Below are 11,967 nucleotides of genomic sequence, written 5' to 3' on the forward strand. Positions count from 1 at the left end.
GGAGGGTCGCGGCGACGTCGGCGAGGCCGGCGCCTTCGGGGACGCGCAGCCCGGGCAGGGCGGGCCAGATCCGGGGATCGGTGTCGGTGAGCAGGGCGGCGGCCGCGGCGGCGAGCCGGTCGGCGGACACGTCCGACAGCGGGAAGGTCCGGACGGGCACGCTGCCGGATTCGGCCGGGATCTCCTCGGCCGATTCCAGGACGATATGCGCGTTCGTGCCGCCGAATCCGAAGCCGGACACACCCGCGCGGGCCGGCCGGCCTTCGTGCTCGGGCCAGGGTCGGGTCTCGGCGACCACCGACAGGTTCATGCCGTCGAAATCGATGTGGGGATTGGGTTCCGAGTAGTGGATCGACGCCGGGAGCGTTTTATAAACAAGTGACAAAACGGTCTTGATGAGCCCGGCCGCGCCCGCCGCCGCCTCCATGTGGCCGAGGTTCGACTTGACGGAGCCGAGCAGCAGCGGGGTCTCCCGGTCCCGGCCGAGGACCTCGCCGATCGCGCGGGCCTCGATCGGGTCGCCCAGGAACGTTCCGGTGCCGTGCGCTTCGAGGTAGTCGACCTCACGGCTGCCGACCGCCGAGTACACGTCCCTGAGCAGGGCTTTCTGGGCGTCGGAGTTGGGGGCGACGAGCCCGTTGGAGCGGCCGTCGGAGTTGACGCCCGTCCCGGTGATCACCGCGAGGACGCGGTCGCCGTCGCGGCGGGCGTCCGACAGGCGCTTGAGGACCAGGACACCGCAGCCCTCGGCGCGGACCATGCCGTCGGCGGAGGCGTCGAACGGCTTGCAGTGGCCGTCCTTCGCGGTGCCGCCCGCGGCGTCGAAGGTCATCGTGATGGTCGGCGAGAGGATCACGTTGACGCCGCCCGCGAGCGCCACGTCGCTGTCGCCGCTGCGCAGCGAACGGACCGCGAGATGGGTGCTGACCAGCGACGACGAGCACGCCGTGTCCACGATCATGGACGGGCCGCGCAGGTCCAGCAGGTAGGAGAGCCGGTTCGCGACGATGCTGAGCGCGGCGCCCGTCGCGGTGAACGCCTCCAGCCGGGTCAGGTCGGACGCGGTGAGGCCGGCGTACTCGGGCGCGGACACGCCCATGAACACGCCCGTCCGGGAGCCGCGCAGCCGGGCGGGGGCGAGCCCGGCGTGCTCCAGCGCCTCCCAGGCGACCTCCAGGACCAGGCGCTGCTGCGGGTCCATCACGGACGCCTCGCGCGGCGTGATCCCGAAGAACTGGGCGTCGAAACCGGCGATGTCGTCGAGGAAACCGCCGCGGCGCGTCACGTTCTCCAGCAGGTCAGCGACCTCGGGGGAGCCGTCGTCGAAGGCGTCCCAGCGGCCGTCGGGGACGTCGCCGATGGCGTCGCCGCGGTCCAGCAGGAGCTTCCAGTACGCCTCGGGACCGTCGACGCCGCCGGGGAAACGGCAGCCGACACCGACGACCGCGACGGGCTCGTCGGCCACGGACGGGACGGCGGTGACACGCGCGACCTCGGGCAGCTCCGCACCGGACAGCGCGGCGGCCAGCCGGGAGATGGTCGGATGCTCCCAGACGAGGGTCGCGGGAAGCGGCCGTCCGAGCAGTTCTTCCAGCTCACCGGCGATGGCGACGGCATCACGGGACGCCAGGCCGAACTCCTCCAACGGACGGTCCACATCGATCTCGGCGATGACAAGATCGGCACGATGTGCTATCTCATTGATCAGGAAATTCCGGATACGGTCCTGGAGCTGGAGATCTTGAGACTCCGCGGACCCCGTACCGTCGTTTGTCGGCATGGGCGAGGCTCCCCTGACGTCGGTCTTGGTCGGTGCGGAGCGACAACCTTGTCCCAGTTTGACCGTATCCCTCTCCTCCCTGGGACCACGAATCTCACGTGTTCCTTGTCACCTTGATGACAAGAGGCCTGAGCCCCGAATATGGCTTGATTGGGGAGCAATGGGACGGGACAGATACGGGTGGACGCTGGCGGTCGTAGCCGTCAGCGGATTCATGGTCGCCCTGGACAACACGGTCGTCACGCTGGTCCTGACGCCGCTCAGCAAGTACTTCGACACGACGCTGACGACGGTCACCTGGGTCACGACGTCCTACATCCTGATCTTCTCCTGTCTGATGATCGCCGGCGGCCGCCTCGTGGACGTCTACGGCGCCCGGCTGATCTTCACCATCGGAATGACGGCCTTCACGCTCTCCTCACTGGGCGCGGGCCTGTCCCAGGAGCTCTCGCACCTCATCGCGTTCCGCGTGATCCAGGGAGCGGGCGCGGCGCTCGCGCTCCCCGCCACCCTCGTCTCGGTGACGGCCGGCCGCACCGAGAAGCAGAAGTCGCAAGGCAACCTGATCTACATCCTCACCGCGACGATCGCCTCCGCGATGGGGCCGAGCCTCGGCGGCCTGATCGTCAGCAGCGTCGGCTGGCACTGGATCTTCCTGCTCAACGTGGTGCCCGGCATCCTCGCCATCAGCATCGGGCTGTTCGCCCTCGAAGGCCAGCGCCAGGATGACACCGAGGGCGTCGACCTGCCCGCCGTGTTCACCTCCGCCACCCTGCTGTTCTCGATCACCTACGGCGTGCACGCGGGACAGCACAGCGGCTGGACCCACCCCGGCGTCCTCGCGGTGTTCGTCCTCGCGTTCATCTCGCTGATCTCGTTCATCGTGGTCGAGCGCTGGGCGCCCAACCCGATGATCACGGTGGAGTTCTTCCGCAGCAAGGTGTTCTCCGGCGGCATCGCCGCGCAGATCCTCTGGGGCATGGGCTTCGCCGGAGTCCTCACCTACTCCGCCGGATTCATGATCACCGTGCTGGGCTGGAGCGAGGCGCGCACCGGTTCGGTGTTCATCCTGCCCGCCGTGATCATCGGAGCGACCACGCCGATCGGCTTCTATCTGGCGGGCAAGCTCGGACCGAAGATCCCCTGCACCATGGGCATGGCCTTCATGGCGTTCGGTCTCACCGCGTTCTCGCGGCTGCGCGCGGGCGACACCTTCATCGACATGCTGCCCGGCATCGCGCTGGTCGGCGTCGGCTCCGGCCTGGTCATGCCGCTCGGCATGTACGTGCTCAAAGCGGTGCCCGAGGAGCGTGCAGGCGTCGCGGGCGGCATCATGAACGTCGGCCGCGAGATCTCGGCGGCGCTCGGCATCGTCGTGCTGGGCGCGGTCCTCACCTCGCTGCAGAAGACCGCCAAGGCCGAGGGCCACGATGCCGTCTACGCGATGGAGCAGGGCTCGTCGGCGGCGCTGCTGCTCGGCGGGATGCTGGTGATGATCGGCGCGGTGGTCTGCGCGTTCACGATCCCGGGCCGCAAGCCGGTCGTGGAGCCGGTGGCCGTCCCGGCGCAGGTGAAGGTTCCGCTGCCGGAGACCAGGGTCCCGATCGCGGCCGTCGCCTCCGGGTCGTTCCCGATCATTCCGGACTGGTGGGGGGCCAATCAGCGGGCGGGGATTCCGTCGGCGTGGCCGCCGCCTCCGCCGTACAGCCCGTACGAGATGTCCGGCCGCCCGTAAACCGGTCCCCAAACCGGTCTCCGAGCATTTAGCGCTACGGACTAGAGAATTCCGGCAAGACAGTCCAGGCTTGCCAGTCATACCGTAGGTAGTGTCGCGAATACGGAAAGGCGGGGAACATGGGGCGCACAGTGGTGATCTTCGCCGCCGGCTCGCGTGGGGATCTTCAGCCGTGCCTGGCGTTGGGGCGCGGGCTGAGCGACCGCGGCGACACGGTCCGGCTGATCGCGTCACGCCGGTACGAGCAGTTGATCGTCGAGTCCGGGCTGGACTTCGCGGCCCTGTCGATGGACCCCACCGAGATCGTCGACTCGCCCGAAGGGCAGGAACTGCTGACGGGCGGCCGGAACCCCGTCCGGTTCCTGGCCAACATGAACCGGATCATCCGCCCGATCGCCGACAAGATGCTCAGCGAGATCCAGGCGGCCGCCGACGGCGCCGACCTCATCCTCGCGCCGACCCTCGCCTTCCTCGGCGCGCACCTCGGCGAACACCTCGGTATCCCGCACGCGCTGATCCACTTCCAGCCGTCGCAGCCGACCGGCGCGTTCCCCCACCCGTTCCTGAAGCAGGCGCGGTTCCTCGGCCCGATCGGCAACCGGCTCAGCTACGAGCTGCTCGACTACGCGACCTGGCAGCTCGCCAGGCCGTTCATCAACCCGTGGCGGCGCGACGGGCTGCGCCTGCCCGCGCAGCGCGTCCTGTCGGGGCCGATCCCGCAGGCCCGCAAGGCGCGGGTGCTGTGCGCGTTCAGCTCGACGGTGGTCCGCAGGCCCGCCGACTGGCCGGAGAACGTCCATCTGACGGGCTACTGGTTCCACGACCAGCCCACCTGGACCGCTCCCGACGAGCTCACCGACTTCCTCGCCGCAGGCCCCGCACCCGTCTATGTCGGGTTCGGCAGCATGGCGCCCGGCGACCCGGAGGCCACCGACCGCGCCGTCCGCGAGGCCCTGCGCCGTACCGGCAACCGCGGTGTGCTGCTCGGCGATCCGGCGACCTCCGACGATGACGTGCTGGTCGTCCGGGAGGCGCCGCACGGCTGGCTGTTCCCTCGGATGGCGGCCGTGGTCCACCACGGCGGCGCGGGCACCACCGCGGAAGGGCTGCGCGCCGGGGTCCCGTCGCTGGTCTGCCCGTTCTTCGGCGACCAGCCCTACTGGGCGGACCGCGTCCACGCGCTCGGCGCGGGCCCCGCCCCGCTGCCGATCTCACGGTTGACGGCCGAATCGCTCGCCGGAGCGCTCCGCGCCACCGTCACGCCCGCCCACCGGGAGCGCGCCCGCGGCCTGTCCCGGCTGCTGGCGGCCGAAGACGGAGTGGCCCGCGCCTGCGAGACCCTCGACGTCCTCCAGCCCTGACCAGCGCCTACTTGTTCTTCTTGGCCTTGATGGTCTTCATCGCGGTCGGCCAGATCCGCTTCAGCTCGGTCCACCAGAACGGCCAGGAGTGCGAGCCCGCCGGATACAGGTGCGACGTGTAGGGGATCTTGAGCTGGTAGAGCCGTTCGGCGAAGTCGTCGTTGGTGACCCCGACGACGAACTCGGAGAACAGCCCCGCGTCCGTCGGGACGGGCGAGCCGTGCCCCGCCGAGAAGAACAGTTTGACGCCCCGCAGCTTCGGCGCGAGCGCGAAGGGATCATGGGCCAGCCAGTTCTTACGGTCCTGCACCGAATCGCCGTAGATGGCGTCCGGCAGCCCGTTCGTGGAGTTGACGTAGGCGAGCGCCGTCGGCACGCCGGGCGTGAGGATCGACAGGATGCCGCTGAACGACGCCGCGTACTTGAACCGTTTCGGGTAGCGCCCCGCGTAGGTCATCGCGCCCTGGCCGCCGGACGAGTTGCCGATGATCGCCCGGTTCTTGCCCGCGTGGAAGTTCCGCTCCATCAGCTGGAACACCTCGGTCATATGGAAGGTCTCCCACTTGGGGATGCCGCCCTTACCGCCGTTGTACCAGTTGGTATAGGAGCCGTTGCTGCCCTCGGGCATGACGACGATGGTGTTCCACTTGGCCGCGAGCTGCACGATCTTCGTGCTGCGCGTCCAGGACAGGTAGTTGTCCTTGCCGCCGTGCAGCAGGTAGGTGACCGGCCAGGTCTTCTTGGTCTTGTACTTCCAGCCCTTCGGCAGGAGCACCCTGACCTTCTGCGACGAGCCGAGCGACGGCGACTTCACCGTGAAGTCGAACGCACGCTTGTTCTTGCCCAGCCACTTGTAGCCGGTGATCGTCGCACCGGTGGAGGCCTTCTTGAACGCGGCCGCGCCGGCGGGCGCCGCGGTGAGGGTCACCAGCAGCGCTGACGGCAGCGCGACGGCGACCGCCCCGGAAACGGCCTTCAGCCCGAGGTGTCGCGGCATGGCTCAGTACTTTCTCGCGTGCAGGGCCTTCATGATCTTCGGCCAGACGAACTTGAACTCGCGTCGCCAGGCGGGCCAGTTGTGCCGGCCGTCACCGTACAGATGGGCGATGTGCGGGATCTTGAGCTGCTTCAGCTTCTTCTGGAAGTCCTGGTCCGTACCACCGGTGATCTTCTCGCTGATCAGGCCGATGTCCCACGGGTCGACCTTGGGGTCGCCGGGGCCCGGCTTGCCGGACGTCCCGGAGGAGAAGAAGATCCCGGTGCCGCGCAGCCCCTCGGCGATGTCGTAGGGGTTGTGCAGCTTCCAGTTGTCGCGGTTGAAGACCGGGTCGCCCCAGATGGCGTTCGCGTCCTGGCCGTTGCCGGAGTTGACGTACTGGAGCATCGTCGGCACGCCCGGCTTGAGGATGTGCAGCAGCCCGCTCAGCGACGCCGCGTACTTGAACTCGCCGGAGTAGCGGGCCGCGTACGTCATCGCGCCCTGACCGCCGGAGGAGTTCCCGAACAGCGCGCGGGTCTTGCTGGCCCGGAAGTTGAGCTGCATGAGGGGGATGACCTCCTTCATGTGCCAGGTCTCCCACTTGGGGATGCCGCCCTTGCCGCCGTTGTACCAGTCGACGTAGGAGCCGTTGTCGCCCTCGGGCATCGCCACGATGACGTCGTACTTCGCGGCGATCGACTCGATGCTCGTGCTCCGCGTCCACGACGTGTAGTTGTCGTGGCCGCCGTGGTAGCCGTACACGATCGGCCAGGTCCGCTTGGCCTTCATCGACCACTTGCGCGGCAGCAGCAGCCGCACCTTCACCTTCCGGCCGCCGAGCGCGGGCGACTTCACGGTGACATCGAGCTGCCGCTTGTTCTTGGTCAGCCACTTGTAGCTCGTGATCGCGGCCCCGTCGGGCGCCTTCTTGAACGCGGGCTTCTTCGGCTTCGGCGCGGCTTCGGCAGCGCCGCTGACCAGCGGAGACACCGCCAGCGAAGCGGCCAGCGCCACCGCGGTCCATCGGCTAGCGCGCATATTCGTCCTCCGCCCAACGCCAGCCCGGTCCGTCCGGGTTGGCCACGATCTCACGCTTGTTCACAGGTCGTCCAGGATTACCCCGGTGTTGACCTGGGGCCCAGGCATAGCCGACGTTCGCACGCGTCACAGAGCGGGGGAACGGGGCGGGGGGTTCCGTACTGTTCAGCGAACCAGGGGCACCAGGTGTCACACCGTGCTTAGGGTTCTCCCTGGTCGCGCCCTCCCTGCCCTCGACGTCGATGTCGTGGACCTCGCGCAGGTCGATCGCCGAGTGCAGGGCCTTCAACGGCCCCGGCAGCCACCAGTTGGCGTCGCCGAGGAACCGCATGGTCGCCGGGACGAGCAGGGAGCGCACCAGCGTCGCGTCCACGATCACCGCGACGAGGATGCCGACGCCGAGCAGCTTCACGACCGTGATCTCTGCCGTGGAGAACGCCGCGACGACCACGATCAGCAGGACGGCCGCGCTGGTGATGATCCCGCCGGTCCGCTGGAGCCCGTTGGCGACCGACGCCCGGTTGTCGTGGGTGTTGTCCCACTCCTCGCGGATCCGGCTGAGCAGGAACACCTCGTAGTCCATCGACAGCCCGAACACGACCGCCAACACCAGGATCATGGTGCTGGCGTCGACGGTCCCGGTGGTGGTGAAGTTCAGCGGCCCGGACAGATGGCCCTCTTGGAACGCCCAGACGATCGCGCCGAACGACGAGCCGATCGACAGCAGGTTCATGATGACGGCCTTGATCGGCAGCGCGATCGAGCCGAACGCCGCGAACAGCAGCACGAAGATCGCGATCCCGACGAAGATCGCCGTCTTGGGCAGGGTCTCGACCAGGCTGTCCATCAGGTCCATCTGGCTGGCCGTGCCGCCGCCCACCGTCACATGGGTGAACGTGTTCGGCAGCGGCATCGCCCGGATCTGCCGGACGAGCTCGCGGGTCGACTCGTCGGTGGCGTCGCCCTTGTAGGTCACCTGCATCCGGATGACGCTGCTGTTCTGGTTCCAGTCCAGATACTGGGCGGCGTCGACGTTGGGCAGCTTGGAGACCGCCGCCCGGAAGTTCACCAGGGCCTGCGGCAGCTTGTCCTTGCCCGGTTTGTAGTTCCGGTCGACGATGAAGCCCTCGATCATCACGTCGATGGGGTCGAGCACCCCGCCGGAGAAGTCCTTCTGGATCGTCTCGACGACCTGCCTGGTGGGCATCTTCTCGGGCAGTGCCCGGATGTCGCTGGTGCCGAACTGGACATTCCGGAACGGCGCGACCATCACCACCAGCACCGCCGAGACGGCCAGGAAGTACAGCAGCGGCCGTTTCATCACGCTGTGCGCGAGCTTGTACCAGGCGCCGGCGTCCTCACGCCTGCGGCCGGTGCCCGGTTTGCGGCGCCACGGCATCCGCAGGAACTCGATCTTGTGGCCGAGCACCGACAGCATCGCCGGCAGCAGCACCAGCGCGCAGAACACCGCGACGATGATCACTGCGATGCCGCCGAGCCCGATCGAGCGCAGGAACATCTGCGGGAACAGCAGCAGCCCGGCCAGCGACGCCGCGACGGTCACCGCGGAGAACGCGACGGTCCGCCCGGCCGTGGCCAGGGTGACGCCCATGGCCGTCCGCGGATCTCGGCCCTTCTCCAGCTCCTCGCGGAAACGGCTGATGATGAACAGCGAGTAGTCGATCGCGAGCCCGGCGGCGAGCATGGTCACGAGGTTCATCGCGAAGCTCGACACGTCGGTGACGAGGGCGATGCCGCGGAGCACGGCCAGCGCGCCCATGATCGAGAAGATGGTGACCAGCAGCGGCATCATCGCGGCCGCGACGCTGCCGAAGACCATCAGACCGATGATCACGACCAGGGGCAGCGCGATGAGCTCGGCCCGGTGCAGGTCCTCGGCCATCTGCTTGGAGAAGTCGTCGTTGATCGGGACGGCGCCGCCGACCTTGACGTCCATCCCGGGCGCGCGGATGTACGGCTCGATCTTCTTGAAGTTCTCGAGCTTGGTGATCTCATCGCCCTGCAGGACGATCGCGACGAACGTGCTCTTCCCGTCATGGGAGACGAACGCCTTGCGGGCGTCCACCATCTCCGGGGTGTCGCCGGGGATGTGCCAGTACGTGGTGATCTGCTTGACGTACTTCTTCGGCAGCCGCGCCACCGTGAACAGCACCGACCGCTCGAACTCCGGATCGACGACCTGAGTGTCCGGGCTGCGGTAGACGAGCATGACGTCGGGGCTGGCCGCCGCGAAGACCGAAACCGCGGTCTTGTAGGCGAGGTAGGAGTCGGAGTGCGGGTCCTCGAAACCACCGGGCTTCAGCACGCCGGGCGCGGTGACGGCCGCGCCCCACAGCCCGCTGGACACCACTCCGACCACGGAGACGAGCAGGACGAGCCAGCGGAACCGGTGAACGAACCGTCCCCAGCCGTACATGCTTGTCTCCTTCCGGCCGTGCGGGGCCGAACGTGAGCGGTGAAACCGTGCTTAGCGGGCGGCGCGGTCGGCCGTGCGGACGAGGCCGCCTTCCAGGTACCGGGAGCGGGTGGCGGCCCTCGCTACCTTTCCACTCGAAGTACGCGAAAGCGAACCCGGTTCGATCAGCACGAACTCGTGGATGTGCATCTCGTGCACCACGTTGACCTGCGCCCGGACGGCCCGCTCCACCTCGGCGAGGTCGAGCCTGGCGATCGGGACGCGCCGGTTGCGCTCCGCGACGACCACGAGCTTCTCGGTCTCGTCGCCGGGGATCGCGAACGCCGCCACATAGTCGGGGCGGACCGCCTCGTGGGCGGCCTCCGTGGTGACCTCGATGTCCTGCGGGTAGTGGTTGCGGCCGTCGACGATGATCAGGTCCTTGATCCGTCCCGTCACGTACAGCTCGCCTTCGTGGCAGGCGCCGAAGTCACCGGTCCGCATCCAGCCGCCGGACGGGATTCCGGCCGCGTCCTCGATGACGGCGTTGAAGGTCTCGGCGCTGCGCTCGGAGTTGCCCCAGTAGCCGCGGCCCACGTTGGGGCCGTGCACCCAGATCTCGCCGACGGAGCCGTCGGGCTGCTCACGCCGGGTGTCGGGGTCGACGATCGCGACGATCTGCCCCATGGGCGCGCCGCACGACGGCAGAAACTGGGCGTTGTCGGCGTCCGACGGGACGACCTTGCCCTGGGTGAGGGCCTCGCGGTCCGCGCCGAGCAGCTTCGCCGGAACCGAAGAATCCGGGTTCGTCACAAAAGATCCGGACACGAACACGGTGGCCTCGGCCAGCCCGTAGGCGGGACGCAGCGCGCCCGGCTTCAGCCCGACCGGCGCGAACGCCTCGTTGAACGCCTTCAGCGTGGACGGCCGGATCGGCTCGGCCCCGTTCAGGCAGACGTTCAGCCCGGACAGGTCGAGCCCGGCGAGGCTCTTCTCGTTGGCCTGCCCCGCCACATAGTCGTAGGCGAAGTTCGGCCCGGCCGTGTAGACGTTCTTGCATTCGGAGATCAGCCGCATCCAGCGGATCGGCCGCATCAGGAACGAGACCGGATCCGCCATGATCACATGGTTGCCGTGGACGAGCGGCAGCGCCAGCGCGGCGATCAGCCCCATGTCGTGGAAGAGCGGCAGCCAGGTGACGGCCTCGCAGCTCTCGGGTTCCGGCGGGTTCCACGACGACCAGAGCTGGCGGCCGTTGACCGCGAACGCCCCGTGCGTGATCTCCACTCCGGCCGGGCTGCTGGTCGAACCGGACGTGTACTGGAGGTAGGCCAGCTCGTCCGGGTCGGTCTTCTCGATCGGCAGGGTCTTGGTCAGGTCGATCTCGTCGGCGAGGACGATGCCGCGCGGGCGGGGCACGTCGTGCTCGTCCAGGAACTTCTCGACGTACGGGAGCGCCGACGCGATCGTGACGATCACGGCGGGCTCGGCGTCGGAGTACGCGCGGATCAGCCGGTCGGCGTTGCCGGGCAGGTCCGGGGAGAACAGCGGCACCGCCACGACGTGCGAGGCGAACGAGCCGATCATCGCGATCAGGAACTCGATGCTCTGCGGCAGCAGGATCGCGGCCCGCTCGCCCGGCTCGGCGATCTCGCGGATGGCCGCGGCCATGGCCCGGCCGTGCAGGTCGGCGTCGGCCCAGGTGAACGTGCGCTTGCTGCCGTCACGATCAGTGGAGTAGTCGACGAAGGTGAACGCCTTGCCGTCTGGCTTGGTCGCGGCGTACTCGGCGACCAGTTCGACCAGCGGCTTGCGATCCAGCGAGGGGAGCAGCGAACCCAATGCCATGAAAGCACTCCTGGGGGCGGGCGGGTGACCCGGCGAAGACTACCGGTAGGTAGCCTCAGCGGGTCACTAACCGCCAGAACGATTACCTTCCGGACTTCTTGTTACTTGGATGACAAGAACTCCGAAAACCCCCGCCGACCTGGCATTTCTATCTTCGACGTACTGCCCGGACCACCAGTGGCACGGTCCGCCGCAGGCCACGCACCGGCCGGGGCAGGGGGTAACCGTCGTTGAGTGACAAGCGGCGCCGCCACATCCGCAGCACGGCCGCGAACCACAGCAGCGCCACCTCCGCGACGATCCCGATCGCCAGGACCATCAGCCACGAACCCCGCTCCCCCAGCTCGAGATCGCTGGAGCTGACGATCGACAGCGACGGCGGTGTCGCCCTGGGCGTGGGCACCACCGGCAGCGGCGCCGTGCTCGGCAACTGGACCTGCGGCTTCGCCGTGGCCTGAGCCTGGGGTGGCACCGCGGCGGGCTGGAGCCGCGGCAGGAACGGCTGCTGCGGCTGGGCGGGTACCGACTGCGGGTAGGACATCGGCTGGGGATAGGCCATCGGCTGTGGGTAGGCCGGCGGCGGCTGGACCGGCGGATAGTAGGGCCACTGCGGGATCCCCGACCCCGGCGGAAATCCGGTCTCCGGCAGATAGACGGTCTTGGTGACGGTGGCGCGCGGCTTCCCCGAAGTGGGACGGGCAGGCTTGGGGCGCGGCTTGGGTCGCGGCTCGGCCACCGGGGACGGCTGGCCCGCTCCGGACGGCCGGACCGTCGGCGTCCCCGACGGGCTCGCGACGGGCACCGGCCCGG

At 68.7% G+C, this 11,967-nt stretch carries 7 protein-coding genes and 1 pseudogene; 2 read left to right on the forward strand and 6 right to left on the reverse strand.

The annotated features are described in order from the left end of the window. A partial coding sequence (locus ACYVE7_RS18680) for a beta-ketoacyl synthase N-terminal-like domain-containing protein (RefSeq protein WP_460366152.1) occupies nucleotides 1-1,657 on the reverse strand: 1,657 nt, incomplete at its 3' end. 283 nt (nucleotides 1,658-1,940) lie between these two features. Between ACYVE7_RS18680 and ACYVE7_RS18685 the strand changes: the two genes are divergently transcribed. Then, nucleotides 1,941-3,515, forward strand: a complete 1,575-nt coding sequence (locus ACYVE7_RS18685) for an MFS transporter (RefSeq protein WP_460366154.1) — start codon at nucleotides 1,941-1,943, stop codon at nucleotides 3,513-3,515. Nucleotides 3,516-3,634: 119 nt separating this feature from the next. Next, nucleotides 3,635-4,876 carry a glycosyltransferase gene (locus tag ACYVE7_RS18690; protein ID WP_460366156.1) on the forward strand — a complete coding sequence of 414 codons (1,242 nt, stop codon included), beginning with the start codon at nucleotides 3,635-3,637 and terminating at the stop codon, nucleotides 4,874-4,876. Between the two features lie 7 nt (nucleotides 4,877-4,883). Here ACYVE7_RS18690 and ACYVE7_RS18695 read toward each other — a convergent pair whose 3' ends face one another. The 5 genes and pseudogenes from ACYVE7_RS18695 to ACYVE7_RS18715 form a co-directional block, all read right to left on the reverse strand. Further along, a complete protein-coding gene (locus tag ACYVE7_RS18695; RefSeq protein ID WP_460366158.1) occupies nucleotides 4,884-5,873 on the reverse strand; it encodes an alpha/beta hydrolase in 990 nt (329 codons plus the stop codon). A 3-nt stretch (nucleotides 5,874-5,876) separates the two neighbouring features. Beyond that, a complete protein-coding gene (locus ACYVE7_RS18700) occupies nucleotides 5,877-6,893 on the reverse strand; it encodes an alpha/beta hydrolase (RefSeq protein ID WP_460366160.1) in 1,017 nt (338 codons plus the stop codon). Beyond that, complete coding sequence (locus ACYVE7_RS18705) at nucleotides 6,883-9,330, reverse strand: MMPL family transporter (protein ID WP_460366162.1); 2,448 nt, start codon at nucleotides 9,328-9,330, stop codon at nucleotides 6,883-6,885. Before ACYVE7_RS18705 ends, ACYVE7_RS18700 begins: the two co-directional genes overlap by 11 nt. 51 nt (nucleotides 9,331-9,381) lie before the next feature. Next, a complete protein-coding gene (locus ACYVE7_RS18710; protein ID WP_460366164.1) occupies nucleotides 9,382-11,157 on the reverse strand; it encodes a fatty acyl-AMP ligase in 1,776 nt (591 codons plus the stop codon). A gap of 148 nt (nucleotides 11,158-11,305) precedes the next feature. Further along, nucleotides 11,306-11,967, reverse strand: a pseudogene (locus ACYVE7_RS18715) (hypothetical protein); the annotation flags it as partial.

It is taken from the genome of Actinocorallia lasiicapitis (genome assembly GCF_054778695.1).

Coding starts and splice junctions, on each gene's coding strand:
- ACYVE7_RS18690 (WP_460366156.1), top strand. CDS start 3,635: ATGGGGCGCACAGTGGTGATCTTCGCCGCCGGCTCGCGTGGGGATCTT.
- ACYVE7_RS18705 (WP_460366162.1), bottom strand. CDS start 9,330: ATGTACGGCTGGGGACGGTTCGTTCACCGGTTCCGCTGGCTCGTCCTG.
- ACYVE7_RS18685 (WP_460366154.1), top strand. CDS start 1,941: ATGGGACGGGACAGATACGGGTGGACGCTGGCGGTCGTAGCCGTCAGC.
- ACYVE7_RS18695 (WP_460366158.1), bottom strand. CDS start 5,873: ATGCCGCGACACCTCGGGCTGAAGGCCGTTTCCGGGGCGGTCGCCGTC.
- ACYVE7_RS18700 (WP_460366160.1), bottom strand. CDS start 6,893: ATGCGCGCTAGCCGATGGACCGCGGTGGCGCTGGCCGCTTCGCTGGCG.
- ACYVE7_RS18710 (WP_460366164.1), bottom strand. CDS start 11,157: ATGGCATTGGGTTCGCTGCTCCCCTCGCTGGATCGCAAGCCGCTGGTC.